Consider the following 17,450-nt stretch of genomic DNA (forward strand, 5'->3'; position numbering starts at 1 on the left):
GCAAGCCCGCGCGGCACCGCCGGCCCGGGCCAGAAAGCTCTTGCCCGAAAATCAGGCAGAGCCTGAGGTCACAGGATGAAGTTCGCCTCGGTCAACGCGTGATGCCCGGCCAGCCGGACGGCCGCATCCGCCTGTCCGTCGCCATCCACGTCCATCAGCAGGTCGGTCTGGGCCGGGCCGCGGACGCTGCGCAGCGCGATCAGCTGCCCGCCGCGGCCCGGCTCAAGCTCGCCGCCGATCTGCAAGGTGAAGGCATTGTTGCCGGCCGCCAGCAGGTCGGCATCGATGGCACCCAGGTCGATCCGGTCGCCGCGGGCGTTGAAATCGGTGATGATATCGCGGCCGGCAAACCGGCTGTCATCCAAGGTCCGGAAGACAAAGACATCCCCGCCCAGACCGCCCGTCAGCCGGTCCGCGCCCAGGCCGCCGATCAATTGGTCGCTGCCGGACCCGCCCTCCAGCAGATCGGCCCCGATGCCGCCGTCCAGCCTGTCGTTTCCGTCCTGCCCCACCAGCAGGTCGCCGCCACGGCGGCCGGCAAGGCGATCCGCGCCCCCGCCGCCTTGGATCAGGTTGGCCAGGGCATCGCCGCTGAGCCGGTCCGCGCCCGCCCCGCCCTGCAGGTTTTCGATGTTCAGGATGCGGTCCATGCCGTGCCCCGTGTCCTGCCGGTCCGTCCGGGCCAGGTCGATCTGCGCGGCCCTGTCTCCCCGCACGGCCAGCCAGTCGCGGCCGAGCCCCCCGTCCAAAAGGTCGTCCTGGCCGTCCAGCATCAGCCGGTCGTCGCCCCTGCCGCCATGGATCGCGTCGCGCCCCGAGCCGCCGCCCAGGGTGTCGCTTCCGCCAAAGCCGTAAAGCGTGTCGTTGCCGGCCATGCCAAAGGCCCGGTCCGCCTGAAAGCTCAGCTCGAAAGTGTCATCGCCCGAAAGCGCGCGCTCGATCAGCCGGTTGTCATCGGCGCGCGAAAAGCTCAGCATCGAGTCATAGAACTCGACCAGCGGCAGGCTGATCCGGTCGAACTCAAAATGGTTCTGATAGTCGTCCCCATCCGACAGCACCTGGCTGATATTGGTGAGGGTGCCGCCGGTGATGCGGTCGCCGATCATCCGGATGCCCGCGCCGCCCAGGCCGACGGCGGCCAAGGTGCCTTGGTTCTCGTAGACCACGACCAGCAGATCCTCGATCACGCGGCCGCGGTTCAGCACATTGTGGTTGTTCAGGAACTGGGTCTCAAGCGCGTCGTAATAGAGCAGGCTGAGATCGAGATTGGTCTGGTCGAACCCCAGATCGGCGTAAATGCGGGCCATTGCGAAACCTTGGACAAAACCACGATGCGTCGGACCCGCCACTTCCGGGGCCCTGCACCCCGGCTTACCCGCCGCGCCCCGGCTCCGTCAAAACCTATCGGCGGGCCCGGTCGATTTTCGCGCCTGGCTCAGAGGCCTGCCGCCTCGGGCAGTCCCAGCATGATGTTCAGGTTCTGCACTGCAGCCCCCGACGCGCCCTTTCCCAGGTTGTCCAGCACCGCGATGACGGTCGCGCAGCCAATCTCCTCGTCGCCATGGACGCTGATGCGCATCAGGTTGGTGTTGTTCAGCGCGGTGGGGTTGATGCGGTCGCCCAGATCCGCCGCCGCGACGACCTGGACGAAATCCTGGTCCTGATAATGATCCGACAGCGCCTGGTGCAGCGCCCGGATCGTGCGGTCGCCGCCCAGATGCAGGGGCAGCTGCACCGCCATGCCCTGCGCGAAATTGCCGACCGAGGGTGCGAAGATCGGCTGCATCAGCAGCCCGCCGCGGGTCATGATCTCGGGGATGTGCTTGTGGCGCTGCGTCAGGCCATAGACGAAATGCACGGGCGCGGTCCCGGCCTCGTAGTCGGAGATCAGCGCTTTGCCGCCGCCGGTATAACCGCTGACCGCGTTGATCGACAGCGCCTCGGCCTCGTCGATCAGCCCGGCCTTGACCAAGGGCGCGATCATGGCGATGGCGCCGGTCGAATAACAGCCGGGATTGCTGACATGGCGCGCTGCGGCGATCTGCCGGCGCATGCCGGAATTTAGTTCGGGAAAGCCGAAGACCCAGTTCGGGTCGATCCGGTGCGCGGTCGAGGCGTCGATCAGCCGCACGCCCATGTCGCGCGTCAGGTCCACCGCCTCGCGCGCGGCATCGTCAGGCAGGCACAGGATCGCCAAGTCGGCCTGTTCAAAAGCCTCGCGCCGCGCCTGCGGATCCTTGCGCCGCGCGGGATCGACCTGGACCAGGCGGATGTCATCGCGCCCCAGAAGCCGGTCGCGGATCTGCAGGCCGGTGGTGCCGGCTTCGCCATCGATGAAGACGCTGTGGGACATGAGGTTCACTTTGCTGACAGGATCGCGTCGTCTCTAGCGGATCGCGACCGGGGTCACAACGCCGGAGGGATCAGATCCGGCACATCTCGGACCGGGTCAGGAAGCGCTTCTCGCGGCCGTTGTCCAGGCTGAACATGCCGCCCCGGCCCGCCACCACGTCGATGATCAGGTCGGTGTGCTTCCATGCCTCGTACTGGCTGGCCGAGATATAGAAAGGTGCGCCGCCGATCTCTCCCAGCTTGACGTCGCGCTCTCCCACGCGGAAATCGCCTTGCGGATAGCACATGGGCGAGGACCCGTCGCAGCAGCCCCCCGACTGGTGGAACAGGACAGGGCCGTGGTCGGCCACGATCTCCTCGATCAGCTGCAGCGCCTCGGATGTGGCGGTGACCGTGCTCATGCCTTCAACCTCCGTTTCAGAAAGCGCATGACCTGCTTTTCCTCGGGATGCAGGTCGGCGCTGTTCAGATTGTCGTCGATACTGCCCTGCAATTCCAGCTTCAGTTCGTTTGCCAGATAGGCATCGATCACCTGCGGATGGACATAGCACTTGCGGCAGATGGTGGGGGTGTTGCCAAGCCGCGCCGCCACCGCCTCGATGGCGTCGCGGACATTGCGCTTGGCGGCGGCCTGGCTGTCGGCCTTCTCGAACTCGGCCAGGGCCAAGGCCGCCAGGACGGTGCCGGTCCAGGTGCGGAAGTCCTTGGCGGTGATGTTGCTGCCGCTGATCTTGCGCAGATAGGCATTCACCTCGGTCGAACTGACGGGATGGGGATGGCCCTCCTCATCAAGATATTGGAACAGGTGCTGACCCGGAATGTCCTGCGCAGCCTTGATGATGCGGGCGATGCGCCGGTCCCGCAGGCCCAGGTTCCATTCCTTGCCGCTCTTGCCGCGAAAGCGAAAGCGGACCTCGTTGCCCGCCAGCTTGACGTGCCGCGTCCTCAGCGTGGTCAGGCCATGCGACTTGTTTTGCTTGGCGTAATCGGCGTTGCCGACCCGGATCATGGTGTTTTCCAGCAGATAGACCACCGTCGCCAGCACCTTCTCGGCGGGCATGCCGCGGCGGGACATGTCCTCGGACACCTGCTGGCGCACCTTCGGCAGCACCTTGGCAAAATCCAGCATCCGGTGGTATTTTGCCCCGTCGCGGACCTCGCGGAAGGCAGGGTGATAGCGGTACTGCTTGCGTCCCTTGTCGTCGCGGCCGGTGGCCTGGATATGGCCGCGCGGGTCCGGACAGATCCAGACATCGGTATAGGCCGGCGGAATGGCCAGCGCGGCCAGCTGCTTGCGACGGGCCGCGTCGCGGATGGTCTTGCCGGTCGCGTCGCGATAGGTGAAGCCCTTGCCCGATCGCTGGCGGGTGATGCCGGGCATGTCGTCGTTGACATAAACCAGCCCCGCGCTTTCCGCGGCGTCTTCAGGGTCGATGATGCTGTCCTTGGGCATGGTTCTGTCCGAGTTGACGTGGACGATCAGCCCCAACGCCGGTGACCTGCCGCGGGTTGCGGCAAGGGGCGGCCCGTGACCGGGCCGCCCCCGCCTTGTCATGTCCCGATCAGAAGAAGCCCAGCTTCTTGGGGCTGTAGCTGACCAGCATGTTCTTGGTCTGCTGGTAATGGTCCAGCATCATGCGGTGGTTTTCGCGCCCGATGCCCGACTGCTTGTAGCCGCCAAAGGCCGCATGGGCCGGATAGGCGTGATAGCAGTTGGTCCAGACCCGGCCCGCCTGGATGGCGCGGCCAAAGCGATAGCAGGTGTTGGCGTCGCGCGACCACAGGCCCGCGCCCAGGCCATACAGCGTGTCATTGGCGATCGACAGCGCCTCGTCATGGTCCTTGAAGGTGGTCACCGACACGACCGGGCCAAAGATCTCCTCCTGGAAGACGCGCATCTTGTTGTGGCCCTTGAAGACCGTGGGCTTGATGTAATAGCCGCCCGACAGTTCGCCGCCATGATCCGCAGCCTCGCCGCCGGTCAGGACCTCGGCGCCTTCCTTGCGACCGATGTCGAAGTAGGAGAGGATCTTCTCCTTCTGCTCGCTGGAGGCCTGGGCGCCGATCATGGTGGCGCTGTCGCGCGGGTCGCCCTGCACGATGGCCTCGACGCGCTTCAGCGCCCGCTCCATGAACTGGTCATAGATCTTTTCATGGATCAGGGCGCGCGACGGACAGGTGCAGACCTCGCCCTGGTTCAGCGCGAACATGACAAAGCCCTCGATCGCCTTGTCGAAGAAGTCGTCATCCTCGCGGCAGACATCCTCGTGGAAGATGTTGGGCGACTTGCCGCCCAGTTCCAGCGTCACCGGGATCAGGTTTTCCGAGGCATATTGCATGATCAGCCGGCCGGTGGTGGTTTCCCCGGTGAAGGCGATCTTGGCGATGCGCGGGTTCGAGGCCAGTGGCTTGCCCGCCTCCAGGCCGAAGCCGTTCACGATGTTCAGGACGCCCGGCGGCAGGATGTCGGCGATCAGTTCGGCAAAGACCATGATCGTGGCCGGGGTCTGTTCGGCCGGTTTCAGCACCACGCAGTTGCCCGCGGCCAGTGCCGGGGCCAGCTTCCAGCAGGCCATCAGCAGCGGAAAGTTCCACGGGATGATCTGGCCCACGACGCCCAGGGGCTCGTGGAAGTGATAGGCGATGGTGTCGTGGTCGATCTCGCTGATGCCGCCTTCCTGGGCGCGCAGGACGCCGGCGAAATAGCGGAAATGGTCGATCGCCAGCGGCAGGTCGGCGGCCATCGTCTCGCGGATCGGCTTGCCGTTGTCCCAGGTCTCGGCGGTGGCCAGCAGCTGCAGGTTCTGCTCCATCCGGTCGGCGATCTTCAAGAGCGCGTTCGAGCGTTCGGTGGTCGAGGTGCGGCCCCAGGCATCCTTGGCGGCATGGGCCGCATCCAGCGCGGCCTCGATGTCGGCGGCGTTCGAGCGCGCGATCTCGCCGATCTGACCGCCGGTGATGGGGGTCGTGTTGATGAAGTACTGGCCCGACTTGGGCGCCATCCACTTGCCGCCGATGAAGTTGTCGTAGCGGCTGGCAAAGGGCATGACGCCCACGCCCTTGAATTCATGCGTCTGGTCGTTCGGCATTGGTTCCTCCTCTGGATTTTCCCGGAACTCCCCATCCGGGTATGGCTCGAAATTCGGGCGCTTGATGATTCGGAACAACCGCCCTTTCTCGCCGCGCCGCAGAAGCTGTCTCAGGCATGAGACAGTCAGCCGTGGTTTTCGCTGATCCCCAGCCGCGCCATGCGGCGGTACATCGTTGCCCGCCCGATCCCCAGGGCGCGCGCCGCCTTGGACACGTTGCCTTCGGCGCGGGCCAGGGCCCGCTTGACGGCGGCGCGTTCGGCCTTGTCAAAGCCGGTCAGGTCATCCTGACGGCCCAGCAGGTCGGCGGCGGGCCGGGGCCGCATCGCGCCCTCGCGCTCCAGCCCCAGGACGCGGCGGGCGGCGCGGGTGGCGCCGATGGCCAGGTCGTCCTTGTCCACCGCCAGCAGCACCGCCTGGTCGGCATGCTCGTGCGAGGCCAGCACGATCCGCGCCTCGGGAAAGCTGCAGCGGAAATACATCGCCTCGATCGCCCTGGCCGTCTGCGCCACCTGGGCCGAGATCAGCCGGTTGTAGCGTTCGGTCTGGTCCGCCCGCGCGCTGCTGACATCCAGCGCCGCCAGAAGGCTGCCGTCGGGGCCCCAGATCGGCGCGTCCATGCAGGACATGCCGATGTTGCGCGTGTGGAAATGCTCGTCCCGGTGGATGGTGACCTGGCGCCCCTCGACCAGGCAGGTGCCGATGCCATTGGTGCCCTGCGCGGCCTCGGACCAGTCGGCCCCGGTGCACAGGCCCCAGTCGCGGAACTGCCCGGCATCGCCCTCCGAAACACGCTGGTCCAGCACGACCCCCTGCGCATCGGTCAAAAGGACGTTGCAGCCCGACAGTCCGACCAGGTTGTAAAGCTGGTCCAGCTGCGGCTTGGCGACCCGCAAGAAGGCGGCCAAGGCCGCGTGCCGCTTGGTCAGTTCGACCTCGGACAGGCGGTCGGGGCGTCGCCCGGCGCCGGGATCAAGCCCGTGCTTCAGCATGGAACGGCGCCAGGATGCCGCAAGGGCCGAGGTCGCGGATTTCGACTGCGACTGCTCGGCCACGAGATCCGCGTGGCTGCGCTGCGTCATGATTCCTCCCCAGATGGGGGGACTATAGCAGAAATTGCGGCACGCGATCTGCAACTTTGGTCGCGTGCCGCAGGACTTAGCGTACCGGGCCCTGGGGCTTGATCAGCCCTTCCTCGATCCGGTCGGGGTCATCGCCCGGCGCCGCAGGCGTGCTGCCCATGCTACCCGAAGGTGCCGCGGCGCGCACCTCATAGGGCGGCGGCGGACCATCCCGATAAAGCAGCGACTGCCCTTCGTGGAACAGGTGCAGCGCATTCGGCGGCGCCGTCAGGCGCACGCGCCGGCCATTCAGGCCCGGGTGGATGCCCGGCAGCTTGGCGATGATCGGCGCGGTTTCGGCATTGGTCCCGAAATAGAGCAGCGTCACCTCGCCCAAGGCTTCGGTCAGATCGACCGTCCCTTCGAAGACCGCTGTGCCGTCGGTTTCGCGCATGTCCTCGGGGCGGACGCCCAGGTTCACCGGCATGCCTTCGTCCCCGGGACGGGTGGGGATCGCCACCTCGGCCTCCAGCCCGCCGTCCAGGGCGACGGTGGTGACGGGGCCGGTGGTGCGGACCGTGCCGGGCAGCAGGTTCATCGCAGGGCTGCCGATGAACTGGGCCACGAATTCGTTGACCGGACGCTCGTACAGCTCCAGCGGCGCGCCGACCTGGGCGATGCCGCCGCCGGCCAGCACAACGATGCGGTCCGCCAGGGTCATCGCCTCGGTCTGGTCATGGGTGACATAGATCATCGTGCGGTCGGGCATCGACGCCTTCAGCTGCGCGATCTCGATCCGGGTGGCCACGCGCAGCGCCGCGTCCAGGTTCGACAGGGGTTCGTCGAACAGATAGACCTTGGGGTCGCGCACGATGGCACGGCCGATGGCCACGCGCTGACGCTGGCCGCCCGACAGCGCCTTGGGCAGGCGGTCCAGATAGGGCGTCAGCTGCAGCATCCTGCCCGCACGGTCGGTCGCCTCGCGGATCTGCTCCTTGGACTGGCCCGCGATCTTCAGCGCAAAGGCCATGTTGTCGCGCACCGTCATGTGCGGATAGAGCGCATAGGACTGGAACACCATCGCGATGCCGCGCTGGCTGGGCGGGATGTCGTTCACCACCTGTCCGTCGATCTGCAACTCGCCGCCGGTGATCTGCTCCAGTCCCGCGATCATGCGCAGCAGGGTGGACTTGCCGCAACCGCTGGGGCCGACGAAGACGATGAACTCGCCCGATGTGATGGTCAGGTCGATGTCCCTCAGAACGTTCACGTCGCCATAGGCCTTGGCGATATTCGTCAGTTTCAGATCGGCCATGGCCGTGTCCCTCCCCTTATCCTTCGATGATCTGGACCTGCCACGGCATCAGCCCCGCCACCTCGTCCCCGGACAGGTTGGCGCGGATCAGCAGGGTCTGCATGTCGTCTCGGCGGCGGAAGGACAGCACCGGTCCCTCGGCCTGAATGTCGGTCATGGTGCCGCCGCGCAGCGCGCTGTGCTTGCGGCGCAGGCCCAGGGCCCACCGGTAATGGTGCAGCATGGACTGGGCATCGGCCTCCTGGGCCACGACGGTGCGCTGCAGATGCGCATGCGGCACCGGCAACCAGGGCTGGCTGGTCGAAAAGCCGCCGTTCACCCCCATGTCCCAGACCATCGGCGTCCGGCACCCGTCGCGGCCCTTGAATTCGGGCCAGAACTCGATGCCATAGGGGTCGCGCAGCTCCTCGAACCGCAACTCGGCCTCGGGCAGGCCCAGCTCCTCGCCCTGGTAGAGGCAGACCGAGCCGCGCAGGCTGACCAGCACCGTGGCATAGGCCTTGGCGGCCGGGTCGGACAGGTTCCAGCGGCTGATGTGGCGCACCACGTCATGGTTCGACATCGCCCAGCAGGGCCAGGCATTGGGCGCGACCCGGTGCAGGTTCTCGAACACCTCGACGATGCGATGCGCCGAAAGCCCCTCTCCGGACAGGAAGTCGAAGACATAGGACATCTGCACCCGGCCCGGCACGCCGGTATATTCCTCCAGCAGTTCCAGCGCGCGTTCGCTGTCGCCGATCTCGCCCACCACGGCCGCGCCATAGGGTTCGATCACCTGGTAAAACCGTTCCAGAAAGGCCAGGTTCTGGGGCTGCGACTTGGAATAGCGGTGGCTCTGGTGGTTGTAGGGGTTCACCGCGGGCGCGGTGTCGGCCTTGCGCAGCTCCGGCGCCAAGGGCGGGTTGTCGCGCAGCTGCGCGTCGTGGAAATAGAAGTTGATCGTGTCCAGCCGAAAGCCGTCCACGCCCTTGTCCAGCCAGAAGCGCGCCATCCCCAGCAGGGCATCCTGCACCGCGGGATTGTGGAAGTTCAGGTCCGGCTGCGAGGTGAGGAAGTTGTGCAGGTAATACTGCTCGCGCCGCGCATCCCATTGCCAGGCGCTGCCTCCAAAGATCGACAGCCAGTTGTTCGGCGGCGTGCCGTCGGGCTTGGGATCGGACCAGACATACCAGTCGGCCTTGGGGTTGTGGTGGCTGCTGCGGCTTTCCTTGAACCAGGGATGCTGGTCCGATGTGTGCGACATCACCAGGTCGATCATGACCTTCAGCCCCAGCTCGTGCGCGCTTTGCACCAGCCAGTCGAAATCCTCCATCGTGCCGAAGATCGGGTCGATGCCGCGATAATCGCTGACATCGTAGCCGAAGTCCTTCATCGGAGAGGTGAAGAAGGGCGAGATCCAGACCGCATCCACGCCTAGGGACGCGACATAGGGCAGCCGTTGCGCGATCCCGGCCAGGTCGCCGGTGCCACTGCCTGTCGTGTCCTGAAAACTGCGGGGATAGATCTGATAGATGATGCCGCCCTTCCACCAGTCCGTCGTCATTTCGTTCAATTCAGCCACCTTTCACGGACCCGGCCAGCAACCCGCGGACCAGGTATTTCTGCATCGCGAAGAACACCAGCAACGGCACGGCGATCGAGATGAAGGCCGAGGTCGCCAGGATCTCCCATTCGCCACCGCGCGATCCCATCAGTTCGCGCAAGAGGCCGGTCATGACCAGCTGTTCGCGGGTATTGCCCAGGAACACGGTGGCCACCAGCAGATCGTTCCAGACCCACAGGAACTGGAAGATCGCGAAGCTGGCCAGCGCCGGGAAGGACAGCGGCAGGATGATGCGGCGGAAGATCTGGAACTCGGTCGCGCCGTCGACGCGGGCGCTTTCGATGATCTCGCGCGGCAGGCCGACCATGTAGTTGCGCAGCAGATAGACCGCCAGCGGCAGGCCGAACCCGGTATGGGCCAGCCAGATCCCCAGGTATCCCTTGCCGATCCCCAGGTCGTTGTGCAGCCGCAGAAGCGGGATCAGCGCCACCTGCAGCGGCACCACCAGCAGGCCCACGACCGCCGCCGTCAGAACGGCCCGGCCGGGGAACTGCATCCAGGCCAGCGCATAGGCCGCGAAGGCCGCGATCAGGATCGGGATCACCGTGGCGGGAATGGTCACCGTCATCGTGTTCATGAAGGCGCGGCCCAGCCCTCCGGCCGTCAGCACGCGGTTGTAGTTCTCGGTCGTGAAGCTGGGCGGCGAGACCGTCGTGGTGAAGATCCGCTCGCCCCGCCGCATCTCGAAGGGTTGGGCCGAGGTCATGCGATAGCTGCCGTCCTCGGCCACTGTCAGGCTGATGCCGTCGCCCAGGTCCGCCGTGTCGCCCGGCTGGAATTCCGCCGGGTTGCGCGCGCCGGTGCCCCAGGCCTTCAGCGCCTGCGTGCCCTCCAGCGCGCTGCCCTCGATCACGTAGAGCCCGTCCTGCTGGACCTGGTCCTCGGCCGTCCCCGAGCGGACAAAGCCCGTCTGCTCGGACCCCGAGAAGGACTGCCACCACCCCGAGGTGGAGATCTGGTCGCGGTCGCGGAACGACGAGACGAACAGGCCCAGGGTCGGGATCGTCCACAGCAGCACCAGCAGGAAGGCCGCGATGTTCACCGTCCAGGTCAGCGAGGATTTCTGTCCAGCCATGCCCTCCATCAGCGGACCTCCTTGCGCGCGTTATGGATGTTCCAGACCATGATCGGCGTCACCAGGATCATCAGCACGATGGCGATGGCCGATCCCCGCCCGTAATCGGGCGTCCCGCGGAACATCCAGTCATACATCAGGTTGGCCAGCACCTGCGTGCCCCATTGCCCGTTGGTCATGACGAAGACGATGTCGAAGACCTTCAGCACGACGATGGTGACGGTGGTCCAGACGACGGCGATGGTGCCCATGATCTGCGGCACCTTGATCTTGAAGAAGACCTGCAGGGGACTGGCGCCGTCCAGGATGGCGGCCTCGATGGTCTCCTCGGGGATGCCGCGCAGGGCGGCCGACAGGATCACCATGGCAAAGCCCGTCTGGATCCAGACCAGCACGATCATCAGGAAGAAGTTGTTCCATCCGGGCAGCGTCAGCCAGATCTGCGGCTCGCCCCCGAACTGCGTCACGATCCAGTTCAAAAGGCCGATCTGGGTTTCTCCCGACGCGCGATATTCATAGATGAACTTCCAGATGACCCCGGCGCCGACAAAGCTGATCGCCATCGGCATGAAGATCAGCGACTTGCCGATATTGCCCCATTTGATGCGGTCGGTCAGCTGCGCGGCCAGCAGGCCGAACAGCGTGGCCAGCGCCGGCACGACCAGCAGCCACAGCATGTTGTTCAGCATGGATTCGCGGAACTTGGCATCGCGCATCAGCCAGGTGTAGTTGTCCGCCCCGACAAAGCGCGATCCGTTCGAATTGAACAGCGACCGCCAGAAGCTGTCCAGGACCGGATAGACCAGGTACATGGTCAGGAAGATCAGCGCCGGGCCCAGGAACAGCCAGGGACGGATCTGGTTGGCGCGGCGGATGTTGTCGCCCGCCTTTTCTCCCTGGGGCGGATAGATCCGGTCCAGCAGCCAGTTCGACCCCCAGAACCAGGCCACGCAGCCAAAGACGCCGATGACAATCGTGCTGACCGCCAACCAAAGCAGTTCCATCCCTCAGTCCCCCTGTATGGCCCTTGGGCGCGGCGGATCGTGCCGCCGCGCCGCCGCGTCGTTGCTGTGCGTTCAGTTCAGCGAGGACCAGGTCTGCTGGATCTGGTCGGCCACGTCCTGGGCCGAGGCACCGCCGACATAGTCGATCATGCCGGTCCAGAAGGCACCGGCGCCGATCGCGCCCGGCATCAGGTCCGATCCATCAAAGCGGAAGACCGTCGCGTCCAGCAGGATCTGCCCCATCCGCTTGAGGGTCTCGTCGCCATAGGCTTCGGGATTGGCGCCGGTATAGGGCGTCAGGAAGCCCTTCTGCGCCATCCAGATCTCGTGCGCGGCGGGCGTCTTGAGAAAGTCGATGAAGGCCATCGCGGCCGGGTTGTCCGACATCACGGCGAACATCGTGCCGCCGCCCAGGACCGGCTGGCCCAGATCGCCCGAAGCCGGGGCCGGCATGTAGAAGAAGTCCGCATCCTGGCCGATGACCGTGCCCTCGGGGAAGAAGGTCGGAATGAAGCTGGCCTGGCGGTGCATGTAGCAGGCGGGCGGGCTGTCAAACAGGCCGGCCGGGCTCTCGCGGAAATCGGTCGAGCTGACCGAGCCGACCCCGCCGGCGACATGGTCGGGATTCTTGGCGAACCAACCGAATTCCTCGATCGCCGCCACGACTTTGGGATCGTTGAACGGCATCTGGTTGGTGGTCCAGGCGTCGTAATCCTCGGGCGATGCGGTGCGCAGCATCAGGTCCTCGACCCAGTCGGTTGCCGGCCAGCCGGTGGCGCCGCCTGATCCCAAGCCGATGCACCAGGGCGTCTCGCCGTCGGCCACGATCTGCTCGGTCAGGGCCTTCAGGTCCTCATAGGTCTCGGGAATGTCATAGCCGGCATCCTCGAAGTTCTCGGGCACGTACCAGACCAGCGACTTCACGTCGGCCTTGTAGGGAAAGGCGAACAGCTGCTCTGTCCCGTCCTGGCCGGCATAGGTGCCAAGCGCCGCCCAGCTGTCGCCGGCGGCATAATTGTCGCGCAGCCACTGGGCGTTTTCCTCGCCAAGGGGGCGCAGGAAGCCCTTTTCGGCCAGGTCCGAAGCCAGCCCCGGCTGCGGGAAGACGGCGATGTCGGGGGGCGATCCGGCCTCGCTGTCGATGACGATCTGCTGCTCGAAGCTGTCCGATCCCGAATAGTTCGCCTGCGCGCCGGTCGCGTCGTTGAAATAGGCGATGACCGAGCTGAACAGCTCCTGGTCGCCGCCCAGCCAGGGCCCCAGAATGTTGAAGCTTTGCCCTTCCAGGTCGGGATGGGCGGCCTTGAACTCGTCGAGGCTGGCCCAGTTGATGCGGTCGTCGCTGCCCGGCTCGATCACCAGCTGCGCCTGCGCCATGCCGGCGGTCAGCCCGATGATGGCGGCGGTCGTGAACAAAGTCGTCTTCAAGTCATCCTCCCTTGGTGACCCGGACCGCAGGCGGCCCGGATGTTGACGCGAACATCTTCCAGATGACGCGCGGCTGTCAAACCTTTATCAGTCCCACTCCAGTTCCTTGTAGGCGGCGGTGGCGTCGCGGGCCACCGTCTCTTGGAAAGCTTCCCAGAATTCCGCCTGATCTTCCATGGCCTTGCCGATGCGCGGCACGGCCTCGGACATGGGGATGTTGTCGTCGATCTGACGCTTGGTTTCATCCGCAAGCGCTTTCAAGAACCGGCGCTGCGGTCCGGCTGCCTCGGCCCAGGATGTCGCCGGCTGCCCATGGCCCGGCACGATGATGTTCGCGCCCGTCGGGGCGCTTTCGTCCATCCAATTCAGCCACCCGCGCAAGGATCCGTCAAGAACAGGAGCAAGATCCCGGAACAACAGGTCCCCCGCGAAGAAGGTTCCGGTCGCCTCCTCCAGGACCGTCAGGTCACCGTCGGTATGCGCGGCAGGCCAGGCCGTCAGCAGCAGGGACCGGTCGCCCAGGTCGATCCGGGCCGTGTCGGTCACCGCCTGGTCGGGCGGCACGATCTGGGTCCCGACCCAGTCCTGGGGCGGATAGAGGCGGGACAGGTTCTCCAGGTAGATCGGCCCCCGGCTGTTCAGGGCCTGCGGCAGCGTCGCATGGCCCCAGATCCGCGCCCCCGCCTCGGCCAAGACGGATGCGCCCAGGCTGTGGTCGGGATGGACATGGGTCAGAACCAGATCGGTGACCGGCCTGTCGGTCAGGCGCCGCAGCGCGACATACAGCGCCTGCCCCTCGGCCCGTGACACGCCAGCGTCGATCACGGCCACGCCGTCCCGCCCCACCACCACGCCCAGATTGGCGATGCGCCCGTCCGGGGACTGTTCCATCTGCATGATCTGGCCAATATGAACATGCACTCCGGGCGCCACCTGCTGCAGGTCAGACGCCGGCAGGTCGGCATTCGCCTGGCAGGTCGCGGGACCACCTGTCAAGTCGGGTCGCGCCGCCAGCCAGGCCTGCGCGATTCGCTGCGCCTGCGCCTCGCAGCCTTGCTGCGATGCGGCATCACCCTGCGGCAGAAGAATTGTCGCGCAATCCTCCGGGGCGGCCGCCAGGCAGGCGGTCAAGATCAGGTGAAACATCGCGCGGGCACCCCGTTTTTGCTCATCCGATCACGCATCCGCCATGAATTACGACCTTTGTCGGGTTGATTCATCCTGCCCCTGATCTACATTTGAATCCAGTCGCCTTCTGATCCTTGGCGCAAACGGCATGTAGGAGGAGAACACATGGCCTGGACGAAACCCACCCTGACCGAGATTGCCTGCGGCATGGAAATCAACATGTACGCGCCGGCCGAGGACGAACCCGTCCTGTTCTGAGCCTTGTCAGACAGGCAAGGCAACGGCCCCGTCCGATAGCTCGGGCGGGGCCCTTTTCGTCAGGAAAAACCCGATGCGGATCATCATTCTGGGCGCAGCAGCTGGTGGCGGCCTGCCGCAATGGAATTGCGGCTGCGTCAACTGCAATGCCGCACGCGCGGGACGGATCCCGCCGCTGACGCAAAGCTCGATCGCGGTCAGTGCCGATGGCGCGGAATGGGCGATCCTGAACGCCTCGCCCGACATCCGCGCCCAATTGGCGGCGACGCCCGCGCTGCACCCGACCGGCCCGCGCGACATGCCGCTGCGCGCGGTCCTGCTGACGAATGGCGATATCGACCATGTGGCGGGGCTGCTGACCCTGCGGGAGAGCCAGGCCTTCGACCTTTATGCAACTTCCGCGATCCATGATGCCTTGGCCGCAAACCCGATGCTGGCCGCGGTCAATCCGGACCTGGTGCCACGCCTGCCCGTCAGTCTGGACCAGACGATCGACCTGCTGCCGGGGCTTCAGGCGACGCTGTTCGCGGTGCCGGGCAAGGTGCCGCTGTACCAGGAGGGCGAGGTCGTCGAGACGGGCCTGATGGGGGAAACCACCGTCGGGGTCGAACTGCGCGCCAATGGACGCCGCGCCCTCTATATCCCTGGCTGCGCGGACCTGCCTGATTGGCTGCGCCGTCGGATCGAGGGCGTCGATGCGCTGCTGTTCGATGGCACCCTGTGGGAGGATGACGAGATGATCCGGATGGGACTCGGCCGCAAGACCGGGCGCCGCATGGGGCATATGGCGGTGACGGATACGATTCCTGCGCTGGCGGGGACCGCCATCGGGCGCCGCGTCTTCGTGCACATGAACAACTCGAACCCGCTGGTCGATCCCGGCAGCGACGCGGCGGCGGAGGCCGCGGCGCAGGGCTGGCAGATCGGCCGCGACGGAATGGAGATCACGCTGTGAAAGACATCATCGACGGCGCAGGCCAGCCGCAGTCGCGCGAGGATTTCGAGGCCCGTTTGCGCGCCATCGGCGCCGAACGCTATCACGACCGCCACCCGTTCCATCAGCGCCTGCATGGCGGCCAGTGCAGCCCGGACGAGGTCCGTGCCTGGGTCATCAACCGGTGGATGTACCAGTCGCGCATCCCGATGAAGGACGCGGCCTTCATGAGCCGGGTCGAGGATCCGGATCTGCGCCGCGCCTGGCGCAAGCGGATCGAGGATCACGACGGCGGCACCACCGAAGGCGGCGGCATCCGCCGCTGGCTGGCACTGGCGCAGGCCGTGGGGCTGGACCCCCATTATGTCGCCAGTGGCGCGGGCATCATGCCTGCCACGCGCTTTGCGGTGGACGCCTATGTGCGCTTTGTGCGCGAAATGCCGCTGCTGGATGCGGTGGCGGCCAGCCTGACCGAGCTCTTCGCCCCGCGCATCCATGCGCAGCGCATCGAGGGTCTGCTGAAGCATTACGATTTCGCCGATGACAGCAGCCTGTCCTATTTCAAGAAGCGCCTGACCGAGGCCCCCGAGGACGTGAAGTTCGGCCTCGACTATGTCCTGACCCATGCCAACACCCTGGAAAAGCAGGACGCCGCCGCCGCCGCGCTGACCTTCAAGACGGACGTCCTCTGGGCGCAGCTGGACGCGCTGTGGCACGGCTATGTCGAGGGTAATATCCCTCCCGGCGCGTGGCGCCCTGGCCAAGGCATGCGGTCATGACCCCGCTGATCCAGCCCCAGGACGTGCCCTATCTGCCGCGCGGCGTGCGGCTGCAGGGCGACCGCGTGCGGGGCATCCGCGTGCTGCAGGCCCCTGAGCGCGCCATGCAGCTGGACCAGATCGGCGAGGCGATCCTGTCCGAACTGGACGGCGCCCGCAGCATGGCGGCCATCGTCGCGGGCCTCGCCGCGCGCTACAACGCGCCCGAGGATCAGATTGCCGGCGACGTGCGCGATTTCCTGACCGGCCTGATTGAACGGCGCATGGTCTTCGTGAAGGACGACGCATGAAGGACCAGCTGCAACAGCCCCGCGACCTGGACGGCAACCCCGTCACCCCCGGCCTGCCGATGGCGATGCTGGCCGAGGTGACGCATCGCTGTCCGTTGGCCTGCCCTTATTGCTCGAATCCGGTCGAGCTGGTGCGTGCGGGGTCCGAACTGTCTGCCGATGACTGGGGCCGCGTCTTTCGCGAGGCCGCCGATCTGGGCGTCCTGCAGGTCCATATCTCGGGCGGCGAGCCCGGCGCCCGGCGCGACCTGGCGCAGATCGTGGGCCATGCGCGGGATGCGGGGCTTTACGTCAACCTGATCACCTCGGGGATCGGGATCACCCGAGAGCGGCTGGAGGAGTTGGACCGCGCCGGCGTCGATCACGTTCAGCTGTCCCTGCAGGGCATCCGCCCCGACATGGCCGACCGGATCAGCGGCCATCCGGGGTCCTGGGACAAGAAGATGGGCTTTGCCGACTGGGTCACGGAAATCGGCTTTCCGCTGACCATCAACGCCGTCGTCCACCGCCAGAACATGGAACGCCTGCCCGACATGCTGGAGCTGGCCGAGCGTCTCGGCGCGCGCCGGATCGAGGTGGCGACCGTGCAGTTCCATGGCTGGGCCGACCTGAACCGCGGCGCCCTGATGCCGACCCGCGAACAGGCGGCCTTCGCCCGGCAGGTCGTGAACGAAGGCCGCGTCCGGCTGCGCGGGCGCATGGTCATCGACTATGTCCCCGCCGACCACCACGCGGTGTTCCCCAAGGCCTGCATGGGGGGCTGGGGCTCGACCGGCCTGAACGTGGGGCCGGACGGGACGGTGCTGCCTTGTCACGCCGCCCAGTCGATCGGCTGGATGCGCTTTGAAAACGTCAGGGAGCGCAGCCTGTCGGACATCTGGCACCTGTCGGACAGCTTCAACGCCTTCCGCGGCACGGCCTGGATGCCCCAACCCTGCGCCAGCTGCGACCGCAAGACCGTCGATTTCGGTGGCTGCCGCTGCCAGGCCATGGCGCTGGCGGGCGATGCGCGGGCAACCGACCCGGTCTGTTCGAAATCGCCGCTTCATGCGCAGGTCGTGGCCCGCGCCGAAGGCGATGCCGCCGCCGAGACCACGGAATTCGTCTATCGGAGGATGAAAAAGGGAGGATAGG

General features: G+C 66.3%; 17 protein-coding genes. 5 read left to right on the plus strand and 12 right to left on the minus strand.

The features are described 5' to 3' along the window. Window positions 1–68: 68 nt before the first annotated feature. The 12 genes from ACNR9W_RS15620 to ACNR9W_RS15675 form a co-directional block, all read right to left on the minus strand. Window positions 69–1,307 carry a calcium-binding protein gene (locus tag ACNR9W_RS15620; protein ID WP_419268495.1) on the minus strand — a complete coding sequence of 413 codons (1,239 nt, stop codon included), beginning with the start codon at window positions 1,305–1,307 and terminating at the stop codon, window positions 69–71. A 128-nt stretch (window positions 1,308–1,435) separates the two neighbouring features. Beyond that, on the minus strand, window positions 1,436–2,353 hold the full coding sequence (gene argC / locus ACNR9W_RS15625; protein WP_419268496.1) for an N-acetyl-gamma-glutamyl-phosphate reductase: 918 nt from the start codon (window positions 2,351–2,353) through the stop codon (window positions 1,436–1,438). A gap of 70 nt (window positions 2,354–2,423) precedes the next feature. Further along, window positions 2,424–2,753 (minus strand): DUF779 domain-containing protein, encoded by a 330-nt coding sequence (locus tag ACNR9W_RS15630; protein ID WP_419268497.1) that lies wholly within the window; start codon window positions 2,751–2,753, stop codon window positions 2,424–2,426. Beyond that, a complete protein-coding gene (locus tag ACNR9W_RS15635) occupies window positions 2,750–3,805 on the minus strand; it encodes a DNA topoisomerase IB (protein ID WP_419268498.1) in 1,056 nt (351 codons plus the stop codon). Before ACNR9W_RS15635 ends, ACNR9W_RS15630 begins: the two co-directional genes overlap by 4 nt. Before the next feature lie 109 nt (window positions 3,806–3,914). Beyond that, on the minus strand, window positions 3,915–5,441 hold the full coding sequence (gene adh, locus ACNR9W_RS15640) for an aldehyde dehydrogenase (RefSeq protein WP_419268499.1): 1,527 nt from the start codon (window positions 5,439–5,441) through the stop codon (window positions 3,915–3,917). 125 nt (window positions 5,442–5,566) lie between these two features. Then, window positions 5,567–6,523 (minus strand): GAF domain-containing protein, encoded by a 957-nt coding sequence (locus tag ACNR9W_RS15645; RefSeq protein ID WP_419268500.1) that lies wholly within the window; start codon window positions 6,521–6,523, stop codon window positions 5,567–5,569. A gap of 76 nt (window positions 6,524–6,599) precedes the next feature. Continuing rightward, window positions 6,600–7,817 carry an ABC transporter ATP-binding protein gene (locus tag ACNR9W_RS15650; protein WP_419268502.1) on the minus strand — a complete coding sequence of 406 codons (1,218 nt, stop codon included), beginning with the start codon at window positions 7,815–7,817 and terminating at the stop codon, window positions 6,600–6,602. A gap of 16 nt (window positions 7,818–7,833) precedes the next feature. Continuing rightward, the gene (locus tag ACNR9W_RS15655; protein ID WP_419268841.1) at window positions 7,834–9,360 is read right to left on the minus strand and encodes an alpha-amylase family glycosyl hydrolase; all 1,527 of its coding nucleotides are present in this window, start codon (window positions 9,358–9,360) and stop codon (window positions 7,834–7,836) included. Between the two features lie 10 nt (window positions 9,361–9,370). Then, complete coding sequence (locus tag ACNR9W_RS15660; protein ID WP_419268503.1) at window positions 9,371–10,504, minus strand: carbohydrate ABC transporter permease; 1,134 nt, start codon at window positions 10,502–10,504, stop codon at window positions 9,371–9,373. Then, on the minus strand, window positions 10,504–11,499 hold the full coding sequence (locus tag ACNR9W_RS15665) for a carbohydrate ABC transporter permease (protein WP_419268504.1): 996 nt from the start codon (window positions 11,497–11,499) through the stop codon (window positions 10,504–10,506). Before ACNR9W_RS15665 ends, ACNR9W_RS15660 begins: the two co-directional genes overlap by 1 nt. A gap of 72 nt (window positions 11,500–11,571) precedes the next feature. Continuing rightward, complete coding sequence (locus ACNR9W_RS15670; RefSeq protein WP_419268505.1) at window positions 11,572–12,927, minus strand: ABC transporter substrate-binding protein; 1,356 nt, start codon at window positions 12,925–12,927, stop codon at window positions 11,572–11,574. Window positions 12,928–13,014: 87 nt separating this feature from the next. Further along, window positions 13,015–14,073, minus strand: coding sequence for a quinoprotein relay system zinc metallohydrolase 2 (locus tag ACNR9W_RS15675; protein ID WP_419268506.1), 1,059 nt, complete (start codon window positions 14,071–14,073; stop codon window positions 13,015–13,017). Between the two features lie 147 nt (window positions 14,074–14,220). Between ACNR9W_RS15675 and pqqA the strand changes: the two genes are divergently transcribed. The 5 genes from pqqA (at window position 14,221) to pqqE (ending at window position 17,449) form a co-directional block, all read left to right on the plus strand. Then, complete coding sequence (pqqA, locus tag ACNR9W_RS15680) at window positions 14,221–14,313, plus strand: pyrroloquinoline quinone precursor peptide PqqA (protein WP_111299049.1); 93 nt, start codon at window positions 14,221–14,223, stop codon at window positions 14,311–14,313. A gap of 73 nt (window positions 14,314–14,386) precedes the next feature. Continuing rightward, window positions 14,387–15,268, plus strand: coding sequence for a pyrroloquinoline quinone biosynthesis protein PqqB (gene pqqB / locus ACNR9W_RS15685; RefSeq protein ID WP_419268507.1), 882 nt, complete (start codon window positions 14,387–14,389; stop codon window positions 15,266–15,268). Window positions 15,269–15,273: 5 nt separating this feature from the next. Next, complete coding sequence (pqqC, locus tag ACNR9W_RS15690) at window positions 15,274–16,026, plus strand: pyrroloquinoline-quinone synthase PqqC (protein WP_419268842.1); 753 nt, start codon at window positions 15,274–15,276, stop codon at window positions 16,024–16,026. Next, the gene (pqqD, locus tag ACNR9W_RS15695; RefSeq protein ID WP_419268508.1) at window positions 16,023–16,316 is read left to right on the plus strand and encodes a pyrroloquinoline quinone biosynthesis peptide chaperone PqqD; all 294 of its coding nucleotides are present in this window, start codon (window positions 16,023–16,025) and stop codon (window positions 16,314–16,316) included. The genes pqqC and pqqD overlap by 4 nt, the downstream gene beginning before the upstream one ends. Then, on the plus strand, window positions 16,313–17,449 hold the full coding sequence (gene pqqE / locus ACNR9W_RS15700) for a pyrroloquinoline quinone biosynthesis protein PqqE (protein ID WP_419268510.1): 1,137 nt from the start codon (window positions 16,313–16,315) through the stop codon (window positions 17,447–17,449). Before pqqD ends, pqqE begins: the two co-directional genes overlap by 4 nt. The last annotated feature ends 1 nt before the right edge of the window (window position 17,450 follow it).

Origin of the sequence: Paracoccus sp. T5, from assembly GCF_048538155.2 — a bacterium.
In the GTDB taxonomy this organism is placed as follows: domain Bacteria; phylum Pseudomonadota; class Alphaproteobacteria; order Rhodobacterales; family Rhodobacteraceae; genus Paracoccus.